The following is a 26,046-nucleotide window of genomic DNA, read 5'->3' as shown; positions in this document are numbered from 1 at the left end:
CTAGAACAGGCTAGGCTTAATTTGTTTTTGTATGCGTATCGAAAACTGTGTTGTCATAAAACGATAATAACTATTATTAATAATACGATGCCCTTGTTATTCACATAACTATCAGCGAGACATGATGTATCGTATTGCTTTGATCTTTGCCCTGTCTTTTTTCTCTTTGTTTGCCGGTGCTCAGTCGTCCTCTGCCCCGACTGGGCTTGCCCCGTTTGTTGAGCTCAACCGGGAGGCTTTTTTAATGGCACTCTATGTGCCGGGGGGAGCCGGCTCGGCCCAGGAGGCTTTGTCCCATCAAGGCTCTAGGGCACTGGAATTAAAGTTTACGCAAAAACGTATGACGGCGGGCAAGCTGTCGCGTTTATTTTTGCAAAGTATTGCCATTAACGCCCATCCGCAAACACAGCGTGCCAGCGCGGACTCACTGGCGCAGTTTTTTAACGCCCTCAAGGGTAGTTTGCATCAGAGCGATGTGCTGATCATCAGTGAAAAGACTGACGCCAGCGGTGTGTTTATTTATTTAAATGGCCATACTCTGGCCGATATTGAAGATCGTCAATTTTTTAATTTACTGTTGGTAGCCTGGATTGGGGCGGTACCCCCCAATACGGTTTTTAAAGCCGCTTTACTGGGCGATTACCCGGCTGAAGATTTGGCTCGCTTGCGGGCCATTACGCCAACCGCTGAGCGTCGCACGGCGGTTGCCACTTGGCTGCAACAGGCAGAAAGCGCCGCCCCGCTAGAGACGCAAGGCGAGGCCGCCCAAACTCAGGAGCGGGTCGTTAGTGAAAAGCCGGTGGAGAAGAGCGGTACGGCCAACACAGCAGCTGCCGTTGAGGCGCCTGTCGAAGAACCTGCGCCATCGGATCCGGCCTCTGCCCCAGTCGCAACAGCGCAAAGGCTGCCCGCGCAAGCAGAGCCTGTGTTAAAGCCAGAAGTCATCACAAAAGCCGAGCCAGCCGAGGCGTCGCCTGCGCAAGTGGCGGGGGTCAATTCATTGCCAATAGCGCCGGAGCCCGAAGAGGACTTGCCCAACTTTTCGGTGCAGTCGCTCACAGCACTGCAGGATTACACCTCGCGCTTGGTGCAACTGACTCACCAGCATATTGAGTATCCGCGCCGCGCTATGAAGCTAAAACAAACCGGAAGTGTGCGTATGGGGGTGGTCATTAACCGTCAAGGTGAAGTAGTCGATATGCAGTTATTGTTGGCGTCGGAATACAAACAGCTTAACCAGGCGGTGGAAAGAGCGATTGAGGATGCTGCGCCCTACCCACCTTTACTTGAGTCGATTGGCGCCGAGAGCTTTGAGTTTATTTTCCCTATAACGTTTATGCTGGACCGCTAATGTTTTTGTAGCGGGTGTGCGCGGAAATAAAAAAGCCACAGTGTTTGCACGCTGTGGCTTTTTTATTTATTGCTGCGGGTGTGGCTTAAAAAAGCACGCGACAGCGAATGGTGCCTTCGATATTGCGCAGTTGTTCCAGTGCGGTTTCGCTGTAAGGCGAGTGCACATCCAGTACTACATAACCGACCTTGTCGTTGGTTTGCAGATACTGCGACGAAATGTTGATGTCGTTATCGGAAAACACTTTGTTAATGGCCGACAGAACACCGGGCACGTTGGCGTGTACATGCAGTAAACGATGTGCATCCGGGTGCTCGGGCAGGGCCACCTCGGGGAAGTTAACCGAGGTGATGGTGGTGCCGTTGTCCGAGTAACGTATCAGTTTTTCTGCCACTTCTACGCCGATGTTTTCCTGCGCTTCTTGGGTGGAGCCACCGATGTGCGGGGTGAGAATAACGTTGTCCAGGCCGCGCAGTGGGCTGACAAACTCATCGCTGTTGCCTTTGGGCTCGACCGGGAATACATCGATGGCCGCGCCGGCAATATGTTTGTTTTTAACCGCAGCGGCCAAGGCGTCGATGTCGACCACGGTACCGCGTGAGGCGTTGATCAGGTAGGCGCCTTTTTTCATTAGGCCCAGCTCGCGCTCGCCAATCATATTTTTGGTGGAGCCGGTTTCCGGTACGTGCAGGCTGATAATGTCGGCGCTTTGCAGCAAGTCGTCCAGCGAGCGCACCTGTGAGGCGTTACCCAGCGGCAGCTTGGCGATCACGTCGTAAAACTTCACCTTCATACCCAGTGACTCGGCCAGCACACTGGTTTGGCTGCCGATAGAGCCGTAACCAATAATACCCAGCGTTTTGCCGCGCACTTCGTAGGAGCCCGCAGCCGATTTTAACCAGCCGCCGCGATGGCAGACGATGTTCTTCTCGGGGATGCCGCGCAGCATTAATATAGCCTCGGCAATCACCAGTTCGGCCACAGAGCGAGTGTTGGAGTAGGGAGCGTTAAACACCGCTACGCCGTGCTCCTGGGCTGCCTGTAAATCCACTTGGTTGGTGCCAATGCAAAAGCAGCCAGCGGCAATCAATTTGTGGGCATTTTCAAACACTTTACGTGTTAATTGGGTGCGCGAGCGCAGGCCGACGAAGTGAGCGTCTTTGATCTTTTCGATCAGCTCCTCTTCGGACAGTGCGGTTTTTAGGTATTCGATATTCTCGTAACCGGCGGCGTGTAGAGCTTCGATAGCGCTCTGGTGGACGCCCTCGAGCAGCAGGAATTTAATCTTGCTCTTATCCAGTGACTTTTTGCCCATTGTCGATCAGACCTCAGTAACGGCGGATGGAAGGGTGGGCCAAAGGCCCGAAAAGAAAGGGGGCGATAATAGCATAATTGGGGGGTGAGGGGGATGGTTTGTGCTGAGCGGGGGACGTAACGCGTCAGACGTCAGGGGCACGCTGTCCAACGTTAATCACCATAACCTCCGGTGCTCCATCTTCTACCAGCCTGTAGTGCCAGGCCACATCCACATCCAGCAGAGCCATGGCATAGCGGCGCGCCGGGTCCGGGCTCTGGTATTGCGGGCGCGGGTCTTGCGCCAGCAACTGGCTGATAAGTTCGGTAAGGTTTTGCCCCAGCCGCTCGCTGTGGGCTTGGCAGTCTTGTTCGGCCTGAGGGCTAAAGTACACCGCCAGTTTGGCCGGGGGCTCGGGGGCCAGGGTATTGGTGGCCTGGGGGACGGCATCGGCGTAGGGAATATAGGGCTTAATGTCGAGCACCGGTGTGCCCTCGAGTAGGTCGTGGGCACTGATGTGCAAACGCACCGCGCCGTTCGCGGTTTCGATACGGTCGAGCTTCACAACCGAAAGCCCGAGCCGGTTGGGGCGGTTGGGCGAGCGAGTGGCAAACACTCCTAAAGTGCGATTGCCGCCCAGACGCGGTGGTCGCACGCGGGGGCGAAAGGGGGCGGGTTGGAACTTGTGAAAAATAAACTCAACCCAAAGGTGCGAGCTCTGCTCCAGGCCGGTAAAGGCGTCCGGGTCGCTGTAGGGCGGGTAGAGCTCTATGGTGGCGCGCGCCGCCGGCGCCAGCCCGCTTTGCCGAGGGATGCCAAACTTCTCGGTATAGCAGGAGCGAACAACGCCTATGGCTTCGAATGTATAGGTCATGAGCCTATTTTACACGGCCCGCGTTTTTTACAGTGAAATTTGTCGCGTTGTGGCCAGAGTGGTTTGGGCAACCTCTTGCTGGCGCGTGGCGCTGTCCGCCATGCGGCCAATGCTCAAGTCCGTGTGTTCTACCGTGCGCAACACATTGCCCAATAAGTCGCGCATGGCCCGGGTGCGTTCACACTCCTGCTCTGACGATTGCGCCAGGGCGCCGATAATTTTCTCCACCGCTTCTACGGTCTGCTGAATGCTGCTTAATGCCCCCTGTGCGGCGCCTGTGTACTCGACACATTGGCTGGCGCTGGTCTGTTCGGTCTCCAGCCCGCTGGCGGTGGAGTGCACTGTTTGCCGCAATCGATCGATCAGTTGCTGAATCTCCCCGGTGGCCTCGTGAGTGCTGGCGGACAGGCGGCGCACTTCATCGGCGACAACGGCAAAGCCACGGCCGTGCTCACCGGCGCGGGCCGCCTCAATGGCCGCGTTTAAGGCCAGTAGGTTGGTTTGTTCGGCCACCCCCTGAATGGTGTCTACAACTGCGACAATATCATCGGCGGCGACCGTAAGTTCCTGCATGGATTGGCCCGAGTGGGCGATTTCGGTTTGCAGATTGGTGACCTGTTGGGCTACATCTTCCATTTGGTGGCGGCCCGTGCGTGCGGCTTGGCTGGCCTCGCGGGTCTGGCCGGCGAGTGTGTCCAGTTCGTTGCGGATGCTTTGCAGGGCGTCGTCGACCTGACTTAGCATAGCGTCGGCATGGCCCATTTCGCGCCTTTGGGTTTGCGCGTCGCGCTGGCAATCGGCGCTGAGCTGGGCGTTTTCCGCCGCACTGTCGGCGGTATTGGCGGTGGCGTCGTTTACCCGACTAAGGGTATCGCGCAGGGTCTGGAATAACTGTTCCAGGCCACGGCTGATATCGCCGACTTCATCGCTGCGCCCGGTTTCAAAGTCGACCGCCAGACTTTTGCGCCGCGCCGCCTCGTCGATATTGGCCGCCAGGCGCGCCATGGGCTGGGCCAGGTAGCGAGCGTAAAAGAACGCGCCTATGGCCGCCAGAACAATCAGTAACAGAGCAGTGCCGATAACATTGGTAATAATTTTTTGTCGCAATTGGCGCAGGCTGGAAAATACTTCTTCCGGTGCCTGCTGCACAATCAGCGCGTAACTCTGCCCGCCTAAATCGACCGGCTGCCAGCTGGTGAAGCGCTCACGGCCGAGGTAGTCGGGGCTCAACTGCGTGCCGCTAGACTGGCCCAATGCCAGGTTTACGGCTGGCGTGTCGGGCATAAAACGCCCCGCCGCTGTCCCGAACTTAGCAATGGTGTGGGCATCGCCCGCGCGACCGGTTTGTTCCAGTTGCTGCAGCAGCTGTTGGGGGGCCTCGCGCAATTCTCGCAGCTCTGTCACCAAGCTGCCTTCTGGGCCTACCAGATACACGTCGCCGGTTTGTCCTAGCCCTAAGTCTTGCCAGTGGCCCTGGCTGGTGAGTAGGTCGGAAAAAACCGAGGCGGGGATGGCGGCCACCAGGTAGCCCACTGGGCGCTCGGGGCTGTGGGCATCATGGTAAACACCAATGCCCAGGTAAACGGTTAACTCGTCGTAGAGGTAGGCCGAGTGTTCAAACCCCGAGAGCGCAAACTCGCTCGGCTTTTCGCCCAGCTGTCGCGCAGCTTCGGCAAGTTGGCCCTGGGCAAAAGGCCCCTTAAGCAGCGAGGTACCCAGATGGGCGCCTTTGCGGGTGGAGTAGATGACACGCTTGCGGGCGTGATCCACCAGCATTAAATCGCTAAAGCCGAAACGCTCGATAATATCGTGAAAGCTCGATTGAAACTTGCGGTGTTGTTGGCCGTAGATGGTGGCGTCGGAGCGGTTGGTCATATCGGCCAGAGCGTCGGGCCAGCCGGGGTTGGTCTGAAAGTATTTGTGTTGCAAGAGTTTCGCTTCATAGGCCATTTGCGCCAGCCACTGATCCACAGGCGGAGCTTCGCTGCGGCTTTTATTTTGGTAGTCGGCGATATACTCGGTGCGGTACCACTGGCTCAGCTCGTCATTCAGTGCCACCTTGTCGATGATGCCCACCTCGTAACGGTAGGAATCAAATGGGCGAACCAGGCTGTAAACCGCCTCTTGTACCATACGCCCCTGCGCCAGTGAGGCGAGCAAATCTTTATAGCTGGAGAGGCGGTTGTCAATGGCGTCTTCCCGGCTGTTGGTCAGTGCCTGAAATTGCTTGGTCAGGGTTTGCTCGATAGAGCTGGATGAATTATTAAGTGCGAGGTAGGCTGTCGTACCCGCTGAACCAATAATGGCGACAACGGTCAGTGAGACGGCGCCCAGCATGAGGCGTGTTGATATTTTCACGGTGTTTTCCCCTCCGGTTAGGAGGCAAACATAAGTGGGAGAAATGACAAGTTTGTTACATAGTGACGGTTGGTAAAAAAGAATTCTGCGCCACGCTAATCCCTTGACGCGCAGTGCGGCAGAACACTTTTTGGGAGTAAAAATGTCAATTTTTTGTAGTGCAAAAAAAACCTGTGCGCCTCACTTGTTAATGATGCTAACGGTGGGGTTTTCTTGTCTGGCCCAGGCTTTGGACTTTAGTGTTGAGCGGGAAGATAACGTCGAAGAGAGTATTGACTACATCTATTACGAAATCGAAGATCCGGCGCTTACCGGGCAGTCGCTTAAGCAGAGTTTGGATGCGGCAACGCCGGTCGTAAAGGCAGGGGTAAAGCGCCACGGTGAAAATCGCTGGTTAATCCGCTGGCAGAGTACTACGCAACAGCAAGAAAGCAGTTGCAAGGTTACGGACGTGAGTGTAACGCTCAATGCAACGGTTCTGCTGCCGGAGCTAAGCGCCAGCGAGCCCGAGATACAATCAACCTTTAACGATTATGTGGCCGCGCTGCAGGAGTATTTGTTATTGCATTATGTAGTGGCATTACAGGCGGCCAATAAAATAGAGCTGGCAATTCTCAATTTGCCTCCGGCCTCTGATTGCAAAGTGCTGGAACAGCAGGCCGATGAAAAGGCGCGAGCCATTGTTAAGGAGCATCGCGAAAAAGGTCAGAGCCTGGATGCCATGACAGATTATGGCGTTAAACAAGGTGTGGTGTTAGAGGGTACAAACTAGTGACTCCAGCGCCGGGTGCGCAAAGGGCGTGACGGCTCACCTGATCGCGGGCCGTCGTAAAGTGCTATCGTTTGCGCTGGTACTCGACATTGGTCATGCTGATAACGGATTCGGTAATGCCGTACTCGGCATAACAGGCGAGAAATGATTCGGCATTGCCGCGCACGCCACATTTTTTAAGTGTTACCGGACTTTGCGATTGCAAATAGTTGCCAAATTTAAAATACGCGGCTGAATCATCCTTAACTGGAATACCAAAAGCCTCACCCATGGCATAGACCCAAACTTCGCCATAGTTATTGACCACGCGCAGATCAAATTCTTCCCCCGATTGAATCGTGCCAAAGGGGTTCTTTTCTTCCATACCGACCGTGCTGCGAAGACGGACGTAAACATCAAACACGCCATTGTTGGCAACGCCATCGAGTAGGCCTTGTTCGCTGGTATCCGACACATACAGTTTCATGATGGTTCCTAGACCACCTGTGTGATGCTGGGCGACTATTGTTTTGCCGCCGTCGGACATCTCTACTTTTATATCCGCTTTAAACAGCTCGTAGGTTTTCGACATGGCCGTTCGCAGGCTCGATTTGATTTTGTATTCGTGACGCAAACCGTTGCCGTTGGGGCTGAGGTACTGTGCTTCTAAGGCGGCAAAACGTAGCGTTTGGTCGTCGATGAGCGGGTGGGGTGTTTTTCCTTCAAGCGTGAATAAACGGCCATCAGTAATAACCGCAGGAATCTTCTCGGCTGTTTTCGTCGCGGTATTCACCGTGTTTGGGTGAGTCGTGTGTTCGGCGCATGCCGCCAGACTTAAAGCAAAACAGGCGGCGATGACACAGCCCCATTTACCGGCAAGCACTTTAGGGTAAAGATCCATAGAGAATTTCTCAACGTTGATTGTTATCTAGGTACTGGTCGCCGCATGGCATTGCCGACTGTGGCAGTCGATTGTAAAGAGATGCCGGGTGGGGGCCAAGCAAAAAGTGTTTTATCGCACTTTTATCGATTGTGGGCGGTACTGTGCGGCTGGTGCAAAATTTGCTCCTCTAGCATTTTTCATTGTTTGAATGTTGTTTCTCGGCAAGATTAGCAAAGTGAGGGGGTTGTTTTGCAAAAGTTACATAGGCGCGACTGTTCGCCCCAGGCGCCCGATGGTTGGAATAAGTGGCGCTGGTATGGCCCGGGGTTATTGTGGATGCTTTCCGCCGTCGGTACGGGCTCCATTTTATTTACACCTCGTGTAGCCGCTGTGTATGAATACCAGTTGTTTTGGTTGTTGGCGCTCGTTGTTTATTTTATGTGGGTAATGATTCGGGAAATGGCGCGCTATTCAATTGCCAGTGGCGAAACCATGCTGGAGGGGATGTACAGCCTCAAAGGCCCCAGGGGGTGGGCCATTTGGTTTATCTTTGTGCCGCAACTGCTCGCCGCCTGTGTCGGTATTGCCGGTTTGGCGGGGGTAGTGGGCAGTGCGGTGCAGAGTGTGGCGCCGGGTGGTGGCACCTTGTACGGCATAGTGATGATTGTTTTATCCACGGTGTTTGTGACCACAGGTCAGTATTCGGTGATCGAAAAGTTTAGCCGTGTTATGGCGCTATTGCTGATGGCTGTGGTGATTGTCGCGGCGGTGGTGGTCGCCCCTGACATAACCGCGATGGGCAAGGGGCTGCTTCCCACCTGGCCTGAACAGCCCGACCTCTACATTATATTGCCGTGGGTGGGCACAATACTCGCCGGCTCCATGGGGATTGTTTGGTTCGGTTACTGGACTGCCACGCGCGGGTTCGGCGGCGGCCTGGAAAGCCGTGACCCGGACGATGAAAGCAAGGCTGAGCGTGTCAGTGAGAGCGATCGCCATCAGCAAGAGTCGGTGCGTTTAGCGCGCGCAAAAGAGTGGGTAAACGTGATGTCGGGCGCGGCCACCTTAGGTGTTATCGGTGGGTTTATTGTGATTACCGCGTTTATGATACTGGGGGCCGAGTTGCTGGCACCCACCGGTAACATTCCCAAAGGCTCGGACGTCGCCGTTGATTTGGCCAGTTTGTTTTCCGATGTGTGGGGCAGTGTGGGTAAATACCTGCTGCTGGCCGCCATTATTATCGCTCTGGGCGGCAGTGTTTTGGCCAACCAAGATGGTTGGGGTCGCAGCTTCGCCGATATGACATTGATACTGACCCGCAACCAACGCGATTGCGAAAGCGCCACCCGGGCGTCACGTCTGGCGCAGTGGGTTTCTCGTTCAACCGGTATGACTTTATTTAAACGCAAGAACCTAAAACGATTATATGTTGCCCTGATTACCGGGGTGATTCCGGTCGGTATTTTGTTGGTCTTTAAAGATCCGGTAAAAGTGATGTCGGCATCGGGCATTATCGCCGCTTTGCATACGCCTTTTATTGCGCTCAGTGCCCTGTACGTCAATCTTACCCGCCTGGCAAAACCGATTCGACCCGGTATAGTGGCGGTAATCTCTATGGCGCTAGCCGGATTGTTTTATCTCGGATTTGCCGCGGTCTATGTGTGGGATTTTGTGAGTGGTTCGGGCGGATAGATTACCCTGAGCGACGGGGCCGGGTGGAGGCTAACAAAAGCCCCGCACCCGGTGGGCAAAGGTTATTGGTGCTGTTCGTAATATTGATTGAGAATATGCCAGGCTTGTTTTTTAACGCCTTTATCCGACACTAAGCCTTTGCGATTCCAGAAGTCCTGAATGTTGGCCAGCGGGCGGCGCGGCGAGCGAAAGTCTTTTAATATCCAGGGCGTCATGCCGCGTATAAAACTCATGTTGTCGATCATCTGTAAATTGTAGCGGTACAGGTCGGCTTGGTATTCCTCGCTCCAGCGCTGTTCGGCTGCACCGTGATAACCGGCCAGGGCGCCACCGCCAAATTCACTCATGATCACCGGCTTATTGTTGTCCGAAAACCACCGAACCTTGGCACACTGAGCGGGCTCTTTGTAATACCAACCGCAGTAGTTGTTGATACCAATAACGTCAACCACGGCTGACAGTGGGTCATCAATACTTTTGCCTTTGTCCGTTTCACTGGAGGTGTCCAGTGCTGCGGTAATCAGGCGCGTACCGTCGAGCTCGCGGGCCTTGGCGGCCAACTTGCTGATAAAGGTTAAGCGCGCATCTGACATGGGCGTTTCATTTGCCATGGACCACAAAATAATCGAGGCGCGATTTTTGTCGCGACTGATCATTTCACTTAATTGGTTTTGGGCATTGGCGTAAACATCGTCGCGCTCGAACAGTACAGTCCAGTACACCGGAATTTCTGACCAGACCAATAGTCCCATTTCATCGGCCATACGCACCATGTGCTCGTTGTGAGGGTAGTGGGCAAGGCGGACAAAATTAACCCCCAGTTCTTTGGCCATGCTCAACAGTTGCTTGGCGTCTGCCTGACTCCAGGCGCGGCCGGGGTGTAGCGCGGACTCTTCGTGAATGCTGATGCCTTTGAGAAAAATCGGTTTGCCATTGAGTAAAATATCTTCGCCCTTGGTATCAATTTGGCGAAACCCAATGCGGTCGCTCAGCGTTTGCTCCTGCAAGCGAAAGTGGACATCGTATAGCTTAGGGTTAGACGGGCCCCATAAAATCGGCTCGGCCTTAAATTGGAAATTTTGGCGCGCATCGCCGGTAAACTTGAGCGTTTGCTTGACCTTAAGCTCGGGAATCTCAACGGTGACCCTGGCATTATTGAGTGGCTGATTGAGCTCTACCCAGCCGGTGATGCTATTGCTGTCGCCGTCGGCTAAATGAATGCTGTAGTCACTGATGTGTTGCTTGGGCAAAGTCAGTAATTTTACCGAGCGGGTTAGGCCGCCATAGTTCCACCAGTCGGTATTGACGGTAGGGATTTGCTCGCGCTCGCGGCGGTTGTCCACTTTCACAATCACAAAGTTGTCGCCGTCGCTTACAACATCGGTCACGTCAAACTCAAAAGGGGTAAATCCGCCAATATGAGTGCCAACTTTCTGGCCGTTCACATACACCACGGCTTCGTAGTTGGCGGCGCCAAAATGCAAGATATAACGCTCGTCGCGAGACTTGTTAAGCGTGAAATCGCGCTGATACCAAACCGTGCCCTCGTACAAAAAAAGCTCGTCTTGCTGGGTGTTCCAGTCCCCAGGCACATTGAGGGTGGCGGCATTGGCAAAGTCGTACTCGATAAGGTCGCCCGGTTGCTCGACCTGAGCATTTTTAAAATAACCGTCGCGGGTGTGCTCTTGGTAGCGGTGGTTATAAAAGCCGTTCTCGTAAGGGTCGGCGATGTAATGCCAGGCACCATCGAGGTTGATATGGGGCCGGGCATTGGTATTTTGAGTAATCTTGGCAGCGTATGCGCCTGAACAAAAGACAATGGCGGCCAGTATTAGACCGCGGGTAATGGTAAATAACATGGTGTAATCCCTGATGGTGTTGTTATGGTTTTCACTGCGTCAGGTATGCTGGTTTTTGTGTGGGCACCAGTCGTTTTGTCTGAGCATTATAAGAAGCCCTGCTAGGGCGTTCAATTGGGCAATTGTAAGTAAGTGAAAAGTGGCGCGCGGCATTGGGGCTCACCTTAGCGATTGGAGCTGGCCAATTTTAGTTGAATATATGGAAAACCATATGTACTCTGTTGGTCTGATGGAGTGGATGCGAATGAATCCGGTAGATTTTTATAAATGCCTGGCCGAGCCGACCCGGTTGCAATGCCTGCTACTGATCGAGCGGCTGGGGGAGTTGTGTGTCTGCGAGCTGACCACTGCCACCCAGTTGAGTCAGCCCAAGGTGTCGCGCCATTTGGCCCAGCTGCGCGAGTGCGGCCTGTTGCTCAGCAGTAAACGAGGCCAGTGGGTTTATTATCGACTGGCGCCGGCGTTGCCCGATTGGATTAAGAGCGTGCTGGCGCAAACTCTACAGGGCAATGGCGCATGGCTTAGTGAACCTCTCGCCCGGTTGGATAAAATGCCGGGCAGGCCCCCTTGCTGCGTTTAGTATCTAATGCCCGTGGGGCTAAGCCTCGGCTATTTTTAAATCAATATATATGAAATTCCATATATTTTAGGAGCACAGCATGAAAATTTTGTTTGTTTGTACCCATAACGCCTGTCGCAGTGTGCTGGCCGAGGTGACCGCTAATCGACTGGGGGCAGGCCGTATTACCGCCACCAGTGCCGGCAGTGCACCGGCGGGAAGGGTGCATCCGCTGACTTTGAACTATCTGAGTTCGCGCAACATTGCCACCGAGGGATTAAAAAGCCAGGGGATGGACGAGTTTGAAGATTTCGCCCCAGACCTGGTGATCACTGTGTGCGATCGCGCCGCCGGCGAAGCCTGCCCGCTGTGGTTGGGGGATACCGCTAAGGCGCACTGGGGTTTGCCCGATCCCTCTCATGCCGGTTTGGAAGGTGACGACGCACTGGAGCAGGCCTTTGACGCGGTGGTCGATGTGCTGCAAAGACGCATTCAAGCATTGTTGGATGCTAACGGCGATAGCTTATTGGGGGACAGTTTGCAGGCTTTGGCCGCTCAGGTGGCAGAGCAGGAGCCATACCGTGAGTGATTTGCCCAATTTGAGCGCCGAGGCGCTGCCTGCTATCGATAAAGAGAAGTTGGCCAATTCGGATGCCAGGGCGCCGCGCATTCTCTTGCTGTACGGATCGCTGCGCAAAACGTCTTTTAGCCGATTGGTGACCGAGGAGGCTCAGCGCCTGCTCGATCATATGGGGGCCGAGACGCGGATCTTTAATCCCTCGGGTCTGCCTCTGCCGGACGATGCCGAAGCGGATCATCCCAAGGTCGTCGAGCTGCGTGAGTTGGCCACCTGGAGTGACGGTATGGTGTGGTGCTCCCCCGAACGGCACGGCTCAATGACGGGCATTATGAAAGCGCAGATCGATTGGATCCCGCTCAGCATAGGTGCCGTGCGCCCCACGCAGGGCAAAACGCTGGCGGTTATGCAGGTGTGCGGCGGCTCCCAGTCTTTTAATGTCGTCAATCAGCTGCGCGTACTGGGGCGCTGGATGCGGATGATCACAATTCCCAACCAGTCATCGGTGGCAAAAGCCTTTTTGGAGTTTGACGATAACGGCCGCATGAAGCCTTCCAGTTACTACAACCGGGTGGTGGATGTGATGGAAGAGCTAATGAAGTTTACCCTGCTGGTGCAGGGGCGGGAATCTTACCTGGTCGATCGGTACTCCGAACGAGTAGAAACGGCGCAGCAATTAAGCGAGCGGGTTAACCAAAAAAGTATTTAGGAGGCAGCGTGGGAATTTTTGAACGTTTATTGTCCGTTTGGGTGGGGTTGGCGATTATCGCTGGCGTTGTTTTGGGCAGCTTTATGCCCGGCGTTTTTGCTCAAGTGGCCGGTTGGGAATTGGCTGGGGTAAATGTGCCCGTGGCAGTGCTTATTTGGTTGATGATTTATCCCATGATGGCTCAGGTGGATTTTTCCTCTATGCGTCAGGCGGGTGCCAACCCCAAAGGCTTAATGCTCACCCTGCTGATTAATTGGGCGATTAAGCCCTTCACCATGGCTGCCTTGGGCGTATTGTTTTTTAAATATATCTTCGCCCCCTGGGTCGATCCGGCCACGGCAGAAGAGTACATCGCCGGCATGATACTGCTGGGCGTGGCGCCCTGTACGGCGATGGTTTTTATTTGGAGTCAACTTACCAAAGGCAACGCCAACTACACATTGGTGCAGGTATCGGTCAATGATGTGATTATGGTGGTAGCGTTTGCACCCATTGCAGGTCTGTTGCTCGGAGTCACCGATATTACGGTACCCTGGCAAACACTCTTGGCTTCGGTGGTGCTTTATGTGCTGCTGCCGCTCGTTGCCGGTGTGATTACCCGCTACGCAATCTTTAAGCAAAACACAGCCGGGCTTGAGCAATTCTTGCATCGGGTAAAGCCGTTGTCGATTCTCGGTTTAATTGCGACAGTCGTGTTGCTGTTCGGTTTTCAGGCGCCGCGCATTCTGGCGCAGCCGTTGGCCATTGTGATGATTGCCATTCCGCTGTTGCTGCAAACCTACGGCATTTTTGCTCTGTCGTATTGGTGGGCTAAACGCTGGCGCTTAAGTCACGACATTGCCGCGCCCGCCTGTTTGATTGGCACCTCCAACTTTTTTGAGTTGGCGGTGGCGGTGGCCATTTCATTATTCGGTCTCAACTCCGGCGCGGCTCTGGCCACGGTGGTGGGGGTGCTGGTTGAGGTTCCGGTTATGTTGTCGCTGGTGGCATTCGCCAACCGGACCCGTCATTGGTTTAATTAACTCGGCTAATTAAGTAGGCAAAAAGGCAGCAAAGCGACAAGCTTTGCTGCCTTTTTTATGGCGCTAAGCCATGGCCGCTTAGAATGTATATTTGTTCGTCAACGATTGGATGATTGTGCGATTTTTGCGGTTGCTAATTTAACGGGTAGCCACTATGGTTGGCTGTTGCTTTTAGAGGAGGTTGAAATGTTTAAAAAGTTAGTGGGTATTGAGCCATTAAGTCTTGTGCCAGAGTTTGAAAAGCAACTGTATGATCTGGCTGAAGAGGTTGTACTGTATGACGATCGCCCCAAGAGCCCCGATGAAATCGCCAAACGTATTGGTGATGCCGATGCGGTTATGCTTAGTCACACCACCGATCTTGGTAAAGAGGCTTTATCTCAGTGCAATAATATTCAATACATTGGCATGTGTTGTTCACTGTACTCACCCAAGTCGGCCAACGTCGATATAAAATACGCTAACGAGCGCGGGATTACTGTAAAAGGTGTGCGTGACTACGGCGACGAAGGTGTAGTTGAGTATGTGGTGAGTGAGCTTGTGCGTTGCCTGCACGGATTTGGCGAAGATGATAATGGCAAGCCCGTACAGCCCTGGGATGGTGTGCCCCGTGAAATCACCGATTTAAAGGTGGGTATTGTGGGCTTGGGCACCTTGGGCGAGATGATCGCCGATGCGTTAACCATGTTCGGTGCCGAAATTACCTACTTTTCCCGCAGTGAAAAAGCTCATGCCGCTAAAAAGGGTTATCACTTTTTACCACTAAAAGAGTTGTTGGCCCAAAACGAAGTAGTTGTTTGTTGCCTCAATAAAAATGTTGTTCTGCTCAACGACGAAGAGTTTACAAGCTTTGGTAATGGCAAAATTTTGTTTAACGTCGGCTTGTCGCCTGCCTGGCAGGAGGCGCCATTTGCCGAGTGGATAAAGGATTCTAGTAACGCCTGCTATTGCGATTCTTATGGGGCTTTAGGCAATGAGAAATATTTAGAGTATCCCAATGTTCATTCGGTTAACATTTGCACCGGCCGCACACGTCAAGCGTTCCGTCGTTTAAGTGAAAAGGTTATCAATAATATTAAAGCGCATCTAGCTTAATAAGAAGTCGCCTGCGCGCATAGAGACAAGGCCTATGCGTTTAGGCGTGAAAGGTTGGCGCCTCTTGTTAAAGGCTAAGCCATTAGCTAGAGGCGCTAATCAGATTAAGCGATCCGGGTTTATACAGGACTGTGCCAATGCAGAGTAAGCCCATGCTTGGGGTCACAGCGGAGAAAATTCAGTGTGCAGAAACCCTTCAGAATACAATTGCAGAGGTAATGTTGCGTAAGGTGTTCACAACGCTCCAGCCGGCAATGTCGGCTGTCTTGCTGTAAACATCGATTATCGCGTGAACTTGATCGTTTTCAACTTCAATACGGTGATCGTCTCCCACATAATCTGGTATCGATGTTATCGCCACGTCTATATTGTCGGGCCCGACCGTTGCGAGCGCAGCGGCGACCGAAACGTTAACCTGAGTCGGGAATAGTGCAATCGCCTCTTTGGCGTTACCGGAGAATACCTGGCGCGTGCTGTGCTCAAGATCATCAGTATAAACAGCGGTTCGTCTGAGTGGTCTTGGGCTTTTTTCAGTGCGGAATGAGGTTTTGCATTGACCCATTAAAGAGGCCGTACGCATTACATCAAACCCGCCAATGGCTCCAGAAGCTAAGTGCACACGGGCGTTATTGTCGCGAGCGGTACGCTCTACCTGTTGATAAAAATCCGTGTCGGCAAGTGCGCCTATTGAGAGCGTTACCAGTGAGATGCCTTGGCGCAATGCCGGTAGGGCCAAGGCTCTCATGGCCTCTGGTGATGCGGTTTCGACAATATAGTCGGGTTTTAGAGCTAAAAGTTCATCCATTGTGGAGCAAGGTGTGCACTCGTGGCCACCCTCTCGCGCTTTATCGCAAAGGCGCTGGGTTTTGTCAGCTGTACGTGATTGTGCGCCGACAAGTGAGTAGTCGGCTAGCAAGCCTTTCAATAACGCCTCGACCACTAGGTGGGCAAGCTTTCCACAGCCTACAATTGCGAGCTTCTTCATTGTTTTAGCATCTCCTGTTGAGTTGATAGGAATGATTAAAAATATGATCTGTCGCTAGCAGTCGACCTACGGCTGCTAGCGGTATGAAGTGTTATTGCAGTAAGTCCAACACTCTAAATTGCAATATTGTATTTAGGTAGCCGATCTCTATCGTATCCCCCTTCTTTTTACCGATAAGCTCCGCTCCCAATGGCGACAGGAACGATATTCTTCCTTGATTCGGATTGCTTAGCGGGGGTGAAACAATTGTAAATTTAATGTTTTGTCTTTCTTGTACGTCTTGCAAAATAACCGAGCTGTTGATGGATATTCGACTCTCCCCAGTCGTTGGCTGAACGTCTGTTGACTCTATGTGATTGAAAATGGCAGACAACATTAATGGCTCTATGCCCAAGCCCCAGGGCCTGGTTAGGTAAAAATTTTGAGCGCGCCGAAGCATCGAATGTTTAAATTCGATATGCGTGTTTTTGCACATGGTAATGCCTATAAAACGATATTACTTATTTCGAGTACTTAATTAAGGTTGAGGTGAAGCGCATCAAGTGCCAGGCGGCACTATCAAGAGGGGAAGATAGGAGAAGTTCTCCACAAAAAAAAGCGAAGGCAACGAGCCAATGTTCTGCTCTCGGTCATAAAAATGAATTCAGCCGTAGGTTACCGCTTTGGTGGGTAAAGTCAAATAGCTTGTCGTTATCAATATAGACGTGCCATTGCGTGCCAGATGTTCGGTGTGTCAGGCGCTGATTGACTGTTATTTGATCAGAGCTAGGCCCTGTCGTGAGGTGGTCAGTATGTATCCAAAAGTTCCCCTGAAACAAAACCTTCATAAAGCTGTCACGCAACTTTCATAAAACTCGTCAAGTATAGGCGCCACATGAGCACTGAGCTCGACGTGTGCGAGCGCTAATATTCAGTCGGCCATGAGCAAGGCACAACGAAGTGCTACGGATTACCGAGCGCAGGCATGGCCTGCGATCACAAAACTATTTTTTGCAAACTATCCATTCTGGGAGAGTTGGAACTTATGAAGATCAAGACCCTCATTAGCGTAAATACTTTGGCGGCCATGTTGGTTGCTTGTGGCGGCGGCGACATTAACCTGAACCCTTCAAGCGATCAGGTTAACTCAAACAACACCACCAACAACATCACCAACGAAGCTGGTGGCGGTGACACTCCAAGCACTGACACTAACCCATGTGCGTCATACTCCGAAGCGGGCCAAACTCGCGAAGGTACCTACGCTAACGGCAACTGTACTTACAGCGCCGCATTTGTTAGCGACGTCAGCCCCCTGACTGTTGATCTGAATATCCCCGCCTTGGAAAACGGTGGTTTGCACATCTTCCAGGACAGCCTCTGGGTAGGTGAAGACGTTGATGCCAGCGAAGCTTCAACCGGCGTTCGTATTCCTCAGGAAGGCGAAGGTTCTGTGCTGTCTATCGAAGCCGGCGCTCTCATCGCTTTCTCTTCTTCAGCCGACTATGTTCGTATCGCCCGCGGCTCTTCGATTATCGCTGAAGGTACGGCCGATGCGCCAATCGTATTCTCTTCCGTTACTGACCTGCGCGACGGTGCGGCCACCGAAGGTGATCGCGGTTTGTGGGGTGGTGTACAAATCAACGGTAACGGCATTACCAACAAGTGTACCGATGCTCAGCGTCAAGCGACCAGCAACAACGTTCACAACTGTCACGTAACGGCCGAAGGTCGCCCAGCGACTTACGGTGGTAACAACAACGGCGAAAGCAGCGGTATCCTGAACTATGTGCAAATTCGCTACGCAGGCTACGAAGTGGTTGATGGTTCAGAGCTGAACGGCCTGACCCTGAACGCGGTAGGTTCTGGCACTGAGATCGAGTACGTACAAACTTACACCACTTTGGACGACGGGTTTGAGATGTTCGGCGGTGCGGTTGACCTGAAAAACGTTGTTGCCGTAAACGTAGGTGATGACTCGATCGACTTCTCTGAAGGCTGGGTGGGCGACATTCAATTCGCACTGGTTACTCACACTTCTGGTTCAAACCGTTGTATCGAAGCGGACAACACTGGTGGTGACCGCGCCGATAACATCGAGCCTTTCACTAAAGGTCGTATCTCAAACATGACCTGTATCACTTCTAATGTCGGCGAAAACGACGGTGAGCACCCAAGTTCAAAAGGTAGCTCTGAAGGCCCACTGTTCCGCGAAGGTGCGCACTTTGAGCTATACAACTCTATCGTAACGTCTAACGCCTCTGGCATGGAATCTAACGAGTGTCTGGAGTTGGATGACACCGAAGGTCCACAAACTATTGCAGCGGCAATCGACGGCTGGTCTGTTGCCAAGAGCAACGTGGTTGCTTGTACCGAAGCGACTAAAGCTGGTGTTGATCCTGCCAACGGTGCTTTCGATATTGACGCTTGGTTAGCCTCTGGTGAGAACACTGACAACGTGATTCTGGATGAAAACACCACTGGTGCACTGCCTGCGGTTGTTATTGAAGGCCTGGACAGCAATCCACGCGCTTACATTACTGCCGGTAGCATGACCGACGGCAACAGCAACGTAATTAACGTTCCTGTTTACGACGTGACTATGCTTGCTAACGAGTTCGAAGCCGGTGCTGCTCCTGCTCTGAGTGATTCAGGAACCAGCAACTTCTTTGACGCGGTTGATTTTATCGGTGCGGTTAGCGCTGATAACAACTGGGTCGCTGGCTGGACTGTAGGTCTGGACGACTAAGTTAGGCGTCTCGGCTCAAGTAACAGGGCGCCTTATTAATGGGGCGCCCTGTTGCGATAAGGCCCCAAGCTTAATGTAAGAGTATAGAGGCGGCTCGCCTCACTCGGTCACCCCTTCGGCCTCACGGGCCAGAAGTATCAGGGGGTAAACCGAACTCCATTCGAACAGAAAACCGCCTGAATAGGTTTTTAACATGCGCACAATGACTTCCAAGCGACGCCAGTTAAGCCTGGCGATAATGGCAGCGTCCGTCGTGTTGTACAGTGGCCAGCAGGCTGTTGCACAATCTTCCGACGCCGGTGAAGTATCTTCAACACCAAGAATTCAAGCACCGGTGATTGAAGAAGTTCTTACAGTTGGCCGCCTACAAAGCGCGTCCGATTCAATTATTGATGAGCGCATTGAGCAGCCCTACGCCGCTGATGTTCTCGGATTTGATCAAATTTCCCGCGCTGGCGACTCCGATATTGCCGCCGCGCTTTCTCGTGTTACTGGTTTGACCGTTGTCGACAACCAGTACGTCTACGTTCGTTCTTTGGGGGAGCGTTATTCTACGACCCGACTCAACGGCGCGGCTGTGCCGTCACCAGAGTTAACGCGTAACGTGCTACCGCTCGACCTTTTGCCTTCTAGCATTGTTAAAACGCTAAAAGTGCAAAAAGCCTACTCTCCCAACTTACCGGCAACTTTTGGTGGTGGTAGTGTTGATATCCGCACCAAAGGTATCCCCGATGATGTCGTATTCGATATTTCAATCGGTACCGGTTGGAACAGTCAGAGCAGTAATGACGGTCTAACTTACTCCGGTGGTGATGTTGATAATGGCATTCCCGTTGAGCTGGGCAATGCGTTGACTCAATACCAGGGTGACCCCAGCATCAATGGCATCCTGAATGTTTTGCACACCAGTGGCGGCGCGGCCAGTGCCGAACTGCGTGAGCAAGCCGAACAAATCAACCGCGACCTTATTCTCTCGCTGGATCGGGACGTTGAGATCACTTCAAAATCTCTTGATCCCGATGTAGGCGCCAAAGTGTCGCTGGGTAATTCTTGGTATGTCTCTGATGATTGGCGCATTGGTGCGCTGGCCAACCTCTCTTATGACAAAGAGTGGCGCAATAAGAATCAAGAGAAAAAGGGTGTTGGTAACCCGGATACCGTGAACTCGAAAGTAGCCCGGACCACCGAAGAAGTAAAAGAGCTGGCCTCGGTCAGTGCCGGTGTTAGTTTTCAGGAAATGCACACAATCGAAGCGAGCGGCTTCTTTATTACTAACACTGAAGATTTAGCCAGCATTACAGAAGGTTTTAATAACAACAACACTCTTGCCGATGGCTCCCAGAGAGTGGATTATCAAACTCGTTTTGAAGAGCGTCGCCTTGAGGTACTCCAGGTGACGGGTGATCACGCTGTCGAGTTTGACTTGTTTGATGCAATGGATGAGTTGAGTGCTAACTGGTACTACTCAGACTCCAAGGCAGAGACTGCTGTACCTAACGAGACTAATATTCAGGGCTCCAACACGCTGAATCCAGCGACTGGCGAACTGATTGACACGGCGTTACTGGCGACCACATCCGTGGCCACCTTTGCATTCCTTCAACTGGAGGATAACGTTGAAAGCTACGGCTTGGATGTGGAGTTGCCATTAAACTTTGGCAACAACCTGGTCACGTTAAGTGGTGGTTATGATTACAACGACAAATCGCGTGCTTACTACGGTTACACGGCCAACATTAATACTGCCGGTATATCTGGCGATGTATTGGCCGGAACTCCCGGGGCGGTGTTGTCGGATGATAACTTAAGCAGCCTGGAGAACGGCTTTAACCTGAGCATGGGAACCGCGACTGGGCAGGAAAGTTATATTGCCGCCCAAATGACGGATGCTGCCTACGGCATGATCGATATCAATTTCGATTATACGTGGCGGGTCAATGCCGGTGTGCGCTATGAGGATTTTCGTCAGGCGGTATTGCCAATCGATCTGCTGGATCACACTGGTGAATCAATTCGTCAGCTGAACGAAGAATTGGCCAAAGAGGGGCAGTCCTTAGCGATTAAAGAAGACGGCTGGTATCCATCCTTAGCGTTGACCTATATGAATCAGGGCTTTATGGACGCCGATGATTTCCAGGTTCGCGCAGCGGTTAGCCAGTCAGTGATTCGCCCAGATTTGCGGGAGATGTCGAATGTGTCTTACATCGACCCCGATTTGGGTATTCTGGTTCAAGGCAATCCCTTGCTTAAGTTCTCCGAAATTAACCATTTGGATTTGCGCACAGAATGGTTTTATGGCGACGGGGATAACCTCACTGTCTCTTTCTTCTATAAAGAAATTTCTGATCCGATTGAGCAAACACGCAAACCAGCCTCAGATGATGATATTTCTCTGGAGTATTACAACGCGACTTCCGGTGAGATATATGGCCTGGAGTTTGAAGGTAAGAAAGGCTTGGGTCGCGGTTTGTTTGTGTCCGGTAACCTGACATTAAGCGATTCTGAGATCGTATCACCAGACGGTGAAGGCTTTACCAATACGGTACGTCGTATGACGGGCCAGTCCGAGTATGTGATGAATGCACAGCTGGGTTTTGACTCTGACGATGGTATGCATACAGCCTCGCTGTTGTATAACGTATTTGGTGATCGGGTTTACTATGCGGCGCGCTCTAACGGCCACCAGGACGCATTTGAAATGCCGTATCACTCGCTAGATCTGGTGTACACCTTTTATCCTACAGAAACTCTGAGCTTGAAGCTTAAGCTAAGCAATTTGCTTGACCAAGACCGTGAGTTTGAGCAGGTGAATGCTGGTGGTGAAACGGTTACGATTTTAAAACAGGAGCAAGGCACTGGTGTTGGGTTGGACTTTAAATACTCCTTCTAATACCTAATGCCTGTCACAAGGCAGGACAATAACGCAAAGGAATGCGAACCAGCCGCTGCCATCAGCGGCTTTTTTTTGCCCAATAGAAGGGGTGCTTGCCTGAATTTGGCTTCTACTGTCGGTTTTACTACTGGTATTTTTAGACTTTTTTGTTATAGATAAATGCTCATTTGCCCATTAATTGAGCGCTCCGCCCCTTTTTTGCCCACTATTTGGCTAAAAAAACGATAAAAAATTCAAATTTTTGCCCAAAAACAGGCAAATAAGTCATTTCTGTCACAATAAATTAACATTGATATGCTTGGGGCGGTGATATTCTTAATACAACGGCGCTGGTTAAACAATTGCAATTGGCGCACTTTGTAGTCGGGGCAACTCCCCAGTAAAGAGGAAATGAGCATGAAAATTCATCTAACCAAAAAGGTGCTCGGTTCACTGGCAATGTTGGCAGTTATCCTGCCTTTTTCCAGCAGTGCGAGCTCCATGTATCAGCCCGCTCAATTTGGCGATGTGGTTGATCAGGTAACCAGTAAAGTTGTTATTCCCCAATCTATGGCCACTGATAATAGAACTATAGCTGTATATTGTCAGGCTGACATTGCTACCACGGGTGCCGCCAGCAATGTAACTTGTTTTGAGAAAGCCGGTTACGATGATCTGCAAGGGCAAACCGAGCGCGCTTTAGACGGCTTGGCTTTTACCCCTGCTCAGGTGGATGGCGAAGCGGTGCCTGTTCGCATGACCTTTCGCGTTGTGTACTCGCGCAACGACTCACAGCCCAATGTGGTGATGCTGCCCAATATGGGTACACTACAGCGCGAATATGGCGTAAGTTACTTCGCCCCGCAAGAGCGTTTGGACAATGCCGATTGGTACAGTAACTATTCCGACCGCGGTGAAGGCCAGCGTTTTTTCAATAGCGGTCAGATGGCTCGTATTCTCGGTAACGTCAACGCTGAAGGTGGTGTGGACAGTGTGCAAACCATTGAAGCGCGTGGACGGGCTCGTCGCGACGCCCGTATTATTGAAGGCGCCCTGAAAGACTCTCGTTTTATTCCGGGTTTTGTCGGAGAGGACGCGGTCGGTATGCATTATATCGCTGTGGTGAACTACCCCGGAAACGACTAAACACTAGAGATATCGTAAGCTCCTGTCTTTAAGGCCGTCCTGTTGGGCGGCCTTTTTTATATGTGTGTTAAGGGCTTATTAACAACCTGCTAGGTGTTGTGAGTTTGCGGTGCAGGTGGTGGGGATACCGGTTTCAGCAGCTTTTTCTTCAATCCCAGGGCTGGCTTTTCAATCAATCGCCACGAGGCAAAAGCAAGAATAGCGACTATTATGCTGGCAATAACGGCGTGTAAGTAGGGGCGGTCACCTGGTAGGTAAGATGCCACTATCTGTTGTACTGGCCAAGCGTAAATATATACGCCGTACGAAATGTCCCCTAGGTATTTGTCTAGGTCTATGTGCTTGACGCCATAGGCCAGATAAAAAATTAAATACGTCAGGCTGGCAGGGAAGACATACGGAAACCACTGCTCACCAAAAGCGGTGATTATTAAAATCAGAGCTAATAAAGCCAGCCGGTAATGAATCAGAATAAGGTCGCGATTTATATAAAAGGCTACGCCGAGCAAGAAATATAAACAGGTACGGGTCCAGCGGCTATTATTACCTAGTAGTGGTATTTCACTAAAAAAGTAAGCGCCGAACAAGAAAAGAGCCAACAGAAGTGCGTTCGCCATTATTCGGGTGCGGAATACATAAAATGCGGAGAGAACGACCAAAAATACATAACACAGAACCTCTACGGATAGGGTCCAAAGTGAACCATTGATGGCTGTTTCCGGATTGTTTTCAAATACGCCCGGTAAAACCCACTGAACATTGGGTAAGGCGAAAGCATTTGACAGGTAGTGCAGCGTTTTGGGGTGTGAGAAGTACTCCGCCACTGGCAGGCTGGTCATTATGGGGCCGAGCACAAACACACATAGAGCAACACACACCATCAGGCCGGGCAATACTCGCAGTAAACGTGAAAGGCAGTAATCCACAGCTCCGCGCCGCAATAAACTAGCGGTGACCAGAAAGCCACTTATGGCAAAGAACCCATCGACTGCAATGGCTCCAATCCAAGTGGAGCCCTGAAACAATTGGGTTAACGGGTCGGGAATGCCTTTCGTAGACTGTATCGGGAAGCTGTGGCCGTATAGAACTGCCCATGCGAGCAGTAGTCGAATAACTGTAAAGTTATTGTCTCTACGGCCATCAAAATCGGTTAAATATCTGTTGGAGGTATTCACATAAGCCTCTTTATGGGTGATGGTTTATCGCCTGGACGCTATCGCAGCATGGTGTGGGCGAGCTCAACGCCCAAGTGTGGGCAGCACACCACTTACAAAGGGGCGGCCACTGGAGAGCCGATGATCAAACGCACAAGTTTACCATTCTCGGTTAGCCGGAGGGGGGCTTTTTATCATACTAGGGCGTGGGTTGTGGTTGTTGTTGATATTCAAGAAGTGTTGAATGAAAAGTGATCGATATACGCAGAAGTTATAAACCTAGCAGAAATAACTATTTTTCCCTTGCGCCAAGTTCGGGTATCCTCGCCGCCTTATTGTCTATTATTGGGTCTGAGAAAAATGGAGTGGCAGGGATTATTATCATTGGGGCTTGTGGTGGGTGCTTTGTTAGTGCTCATTTTTACCCGTATTGCCGCTCACTTGGTGATGATGGCCGTGTTGGTGATTCTCAGTGTTGCCGGGGTGCTGGAGGTCGGCGAGGCCTTTGCCGGCTTTAGTAATCAAGGAGTACTGACGGTCGCAGCCATGTTTGTGGTAGCGGCGGGTATCCACGGTTCAGGCGGCGTGGACTTGCTGGTAAATCATGTATTGGGGCATCCACGCTCTATTCGCTTAGCCCAAATTAGAATCGGCTTGCCGGTGGCCATACTAAGTGCGTTTTTGAACAATACACCGGTGGTTGCCACCATGATTCCCGCCGTGCGTTCATGGGCGCGGCGTATTGATGTGGCTCCTTCCAAGCTGATGATCCCCCTCAGCTACTCTGCCATACTCGGTGGTACCCTAACCCTAATAGGCACCAGTACCAATTTAGTGGTCAACGGTCAATATCAAGAATTGACCGGCCATGCCAGCTTCTCGTTATTTTCGATAACCGCTGTTGCACTGCCTGTGGTGATCGTGGGCATGGTATTTATGTACTTTGTCTTTCCCAAAAGTTTGCCGGATCGTCGCGAAAAAGCCATCTTTGGCAATTTGCGTGAATTTACTCTAGAGGTGGCGGTAGCATCGGACGGCCCTTTGGTGGGGCGCACGGTAGAAGAGGCGGGGCTGCGCAATTTAAAGCGTATCTACTTAGTGGAGATTGAACGCAAGGGCAGTATTATTCCTGCGGTTAGCTCAGAGGAGCCTCTGCAGGCAGCTGATCGCTTAGTCTTTGCTGGTAACACCGAAGCCATTTCCGACTTGTTGCGTATTAAAGGCATTGTGCCTTCTACCGATGGTGAGCTAACCCTTGCCAGTGAGCGTCAAGAGCGACGTTTAGTCGAAGCGGTTATTTCTCCGCACAGCGACTGTATTAACCAGACGGTACGCGATTCGAACTTTCGCGAGCGCTATGGCGCGGCGGTTTTGGCGGTGGCTCGCAATGGTGAGCGTATTCCGGGCAACCTGGGGTCAACGACACTAAAACCGGGTGATACATTGCTACTGGAGGCGCGCCCAGCGTTTGTCAGCCGGCAAAAGTACAGTAAAGAGTTTTTGCTGGTCAGTGATCTTGGTACCGAGCCGCCACGACATCAGCGTGCCTTTTTGTCTTGGGCGATTTTATTGGGTGTTGTACTCTCGGCCGCACTGGGGCTGCTCTCTATGCTGAACGCGGCCTTACTGGGAGCAGCCGCTATGATGATTACTGGTTGTTGTTCGGCGCAGCAGGCGCAAAAGAGCCTCGACCCGACCGTACTGCTTACTATTGCCTCCTCGTTTGCGCTGGGTAATGCCTTGTACAAAACCGGCGTGGCTCAGTTGCTGGCCGATGGCTTGCTTGTAATTGGCCAGGGGCATCCGGTGTTGATTTTGTTTCTGACCTACGTGGCGGTTTGGTTATTAACCGAATCCATTACCAATAATGCGGCGGCGATTTTAATGGTACCCGTGGTCTTGGAGATGACCGCCAAAGCAGGATTAAACCCCGAGCCTTTTATGCTGGTAGTGATGATGGCGGCCTCCGCTAGCTTTAGTACCCCCTTGGGCTATCAAACCAATTTAATGGTCTATGGCCCCGGAGGTTATCGATTTACCGACTTCCTTAAGGCGGGCTTGCCAATGAGCATCTTGGTGGGGTCTACCACCGTGCTAGTGCTGGCCCTCGGTTGGCCTTTAACACTTTAACGGGCAG

Annotated in this window: 20 protein-coding genes; 12 read left to right on the top strand and 8 right to left on the bottom strand. The window is 52.1% G+C overall.

What is annotated here, in order from left to right:
- The first annotated feature begins 121 nt into the window (after positions 1-121).
- Entirely contained in the window at positions 122-1,351 is a 1,230-nt protein-coding gene (locus Q4563_RS05120; RefSeq protein WP_303603832.1) for a TonB family protein, read from the top strand.
- Between the two features lie 85 nt (positions 1,352-1,436).
- Here Q4563_RS05120 and serA read toward each other — a convergent pair whose 3' ends face one another.
- From serA to Q4563_RS05105, 3 genes are all read right to left on the bottom strand, one after another.
- Complete coding sequence (gene serA / locus Q4563_RS05115) at positions 1,437-2,666, bottom strand: phosphoglycerate dehydrogenase (RefSeq protein WP_215978154.1); 1,230 nt, start codon at positions 2,664-2,666, stop codon at positions 1,437-1,439.
- A gap of 124 nt (positions 2,667-2,790) precedes the next feature.
- Positions 2,791-3,519, bottom strand: coding sequence for a tRNA (N6-threonylcarbamoyladenosine(37)-N6)-methyltransferase TrmO (tsaA, locus tag Q4563_RS05110; RefSeq protein ID WP_303603831.1), 729 nt, complete (start codon positions 3,517-3,519; stop codon positions 2,791-2,793).
- 27 nt (positions 3,520-3,546) lie between these two features.
- Positions 3,547-5,877 carry a methyl-accepting chemotaxis protein gene (locus Q4563_RS05105; RefSeq protein ID WP_215978152.1) on the bottom strand — a complete coding sequence of 777 codons (2,331 nt, stop codon included), beginning with the start codon at positions 5,875-5,877 and terminating at the stop codon, positions 3,547-3,549.
- 142 nt (positions 5,878-6,019) lie between these two features.
- Between Q4563_RS05105 and Q4563_RS05100 the strand changes: the two genes are divergently transcribed.
- Positions 6,020-6,649, top strand: a complete 630-nt coding sequence (locus tag Q4563_RS05100) for a DUF922 domain-containing protein (protein ID WP_303603830.1) — start codon at positions 6,020-6,022, stop codon at positions 6,647-6,649.
- A 64-nt stretch (positions 6,650-6,713) separates the two neighbouring features.
- Here Q4563_RS05100 and Q4563_RS05095 read toward each other — a convergent pair whose 3' ends face one another.
- Positions 6,714-7,529 (bottom strand): polysaccharide lyase family 7 protein, encoded by an 816-nt coding sequence (locus tag Q4563_RS05095; protein ID WP_303603829.1) that lies wholly within the window; start codon positions 7,527-7,529, stop codon positions 6,714-6,716.
- Positions 7,530-7,760: 231 nt separating this feature from the next.
- On the opposite strand from Q4563_RS05095, the gene Q4563_RS05090 reads away from it, so the two are divergent.
- Positions 7,761-9,203 carry an Nramp family divalent metal transporter gene (locus Q4563_RS05090; protein ID WP_303603828.1) on the top strand — a complete coding sequence of 481 codons (1,443 nt, stop codon included), beginning with the start codon at positions 7,761-7,763 and terminating at the stop codon, positions 9,201-9,203.
- Between the two features lie 62 nt (positions 9,204-9,265).
- Here the strand turns inward: Q4563_RS05090 and Q4563_RS05085 are convergent, their stop codons facing one another.
- The gene (locus Q4563_RS05085; RefSeq protein WP_303603827.1) at positions 9,266-11,062 is read right to left on the bottom strand and encodes a glycoside hydrolase family 2 protein; all 1,797 of its coding nucleotides are present in this window, start codon (positions 11,060-11,062) and stop codon (positions 9,266-9,268) included.
- Between the two features lie 211 nt (positions 11,063-11,273).
- Here Q4563_RS05085 and Q4563_RS05080 point away from each other — a divergent pair, with 211 nt between their 5' ends.
- The 5 genes from Q4563_RS05080 to Q4563_RS05060 all read left to right on the top strand — a co-directional run bounded on the left by Q4563_RS05080 (position 11,274) and on the right by Q4563_RS05060 (position 15,024).
- Positions 11,274-11,642 carry a metalloregulator ArsR/SmtB family transcription factor gene (locus tag Q4563_RS05080; protein WP_303603826.1) on the top strand — a complete coding sequence of 123 codons (369 nt, stop codon included), beginning with the start codon at positions 11,274-11,276 and terminating at the stop codon, positions 11,640-11,642.
- Between the two features lie 79 nt (positions 11,643-11,721).
- Positions 11,722-12,210 carry an arsenate reductase ArsC gene (locus tag Q4563_RS05075; RefSeq protein ID WP_303603825.1) on the top strand — a complete coding sequence of 163 codons (489 nt, stop codon included), beginning with the start codon at positions 11,722-11,724 and terminating at the stop codon, positions 12,208-12,210.
- Positions 12,203-12,907 carry an arsenical resistance protein ArsH gene (arsH, locus tag Q4563_RS05070; RefSeq protein ID WP_303603824.1) on the top strand — a complete coding sequence of 235 codons (705 nt, stop codon included), beginning with the start codon at positions 12,203-12,205 and terminating at the stop codon, positions 12,905-12,907. The genes Q4563_RS05075 and arsH overlap by 8 nt, the downstream gene beginning before the upstream one ends.
- Before the next feature lie 8 nt (positions 12,908-12,915).
- The gene (arsB, locus tag Q4563_RS05065; protein WP_303603823.1) at positions 12,916-13,929 is read left to right on the top strand and encodes an ACR3 family arsenite efflux transporter; all 1,014 of its coding nucleotides are present in this window, start codon (positions 12,916-12,918) and stop codon (positions 13,927-13,929) included.
- A 186-nt stretch (positions 13,930-14,115) separates the two neighbouring features.
- Complete coding sequence (locus tag Q4563_RS05060; RefSeq protein ID WP_303603822.1) at positions 14,116-15,024, top strand: NAD(P)-dependent oxidoreductase; 909 nt, start codon at positions 14,116-14,118, stop codon at positions 15,022-15,024.
- Positions 15,025-15,220: 196 nt separating this feature from the next.
- On the opposite strand, the gene Q4563_RS05055 is transcribed toward Q4563_RS05060, so the two are convergent.
- The gene (locus Q4563_RS05055) at positions 15,221-16,009 is read right to left on the bottom strand and encodes an aspartate dehydrogenase domain-containing protein (protein WP_215978140.1); all 789 of its coding nucleotides are present in this window, start codon (positions 16,007-16,009) and stop codon (positions 15,221-15,223) included.
- Between the two features lie 91 nt (positions 16,010-16,100).
- On the bottom strand, positions 16,101-16,385 hold the full coding sequence (locus Q4563_RS23600) for a GreA/GreB family elongation factor (RefSeq protein WP_442903715.1): 285 nt from the start codon (positions 16,383-16,385) through the stop codon (positions 16,101-16,103).
- Positions 16,386-17,033: 648 nt separating this feature from the next.
- Here Q4563_RS23600 and Q4563_RS05050 point away from each other — a divergent pair.
- From Q4563_RS05050 to Q4563_RS05040, 3 genes are all read left to right on the top strand, one after another.
- Entirely contained in the window at positions 17,034-18,737 is a 1,704-nt protein-coding gene (locus Q4563_RS05050; RefSeq protein ID WP_215978138.1) for a hypothetical protein, read from the top strand.
- 193 nt (positions 18,738-18,930) lie between these two features.
- A complete protein-coding gene (locus tag Q4563_RS05045) occupies positions 18,931-21,627 on the top strand; it encodes a TonB-dependent receptor domain-containing protein (protein ID WP_303603821.1) in 2,697 nt (898 codons plus the stop codon).
- Positions 21,628-22,026: 399 nt separating this feature from the next.
- Entirely contained in the window at positions 22,027-22,755 is a 729-nt protein-coding gene (locus tag Q4563_RS05040) for a hypothetical protein (protein WP_215978136.1), read from the top strand.
- Positions 22,756-22,844: 89 nt separating this feature from the next.
- On the opposite strand, the gene Q4563_RS05035 is transcribed toward Q4563_RS05040, so the two are convergent.
- Positions 22,845-23,930 carry an acyltransferase family protein gene (locus Q4563_RS05035; RefSeq protein WP_303603820.1) on the bottom strand — a complete coding sequence of 362 codons (1,086 nt, stop codon included), beginning with the start codon at positions 23,928-23,930 and terminating at the stop codon, positions 22,845-22,847.
- 339 nt (positions 23,931-24,269) lie between these two features.
- Here Q4563_RS05035 and Q4563_RS05030 point away from each other — a divergent pair, with 339 nt between their 5' ends.
- Entirely contained in the window at positions 24,270-26,039 is a 1,770-nt protein-coding gene (locus Q4563_RS05030; protein WP_303603819.1) for an SLC13 family permease, read from the top strand.
- Positions 26,040-26,046: the final 7 nt, after the last annotated feature.

This window comes from Gilvimarinus sp. 1_MG-2023 (genome assembly GCF_030548285.1).
The sequence above is the reverse complement of the archived record's forward strand: the minus strand, read 5'-3'. Positions and strand labels throughout refer to the sequence as shown.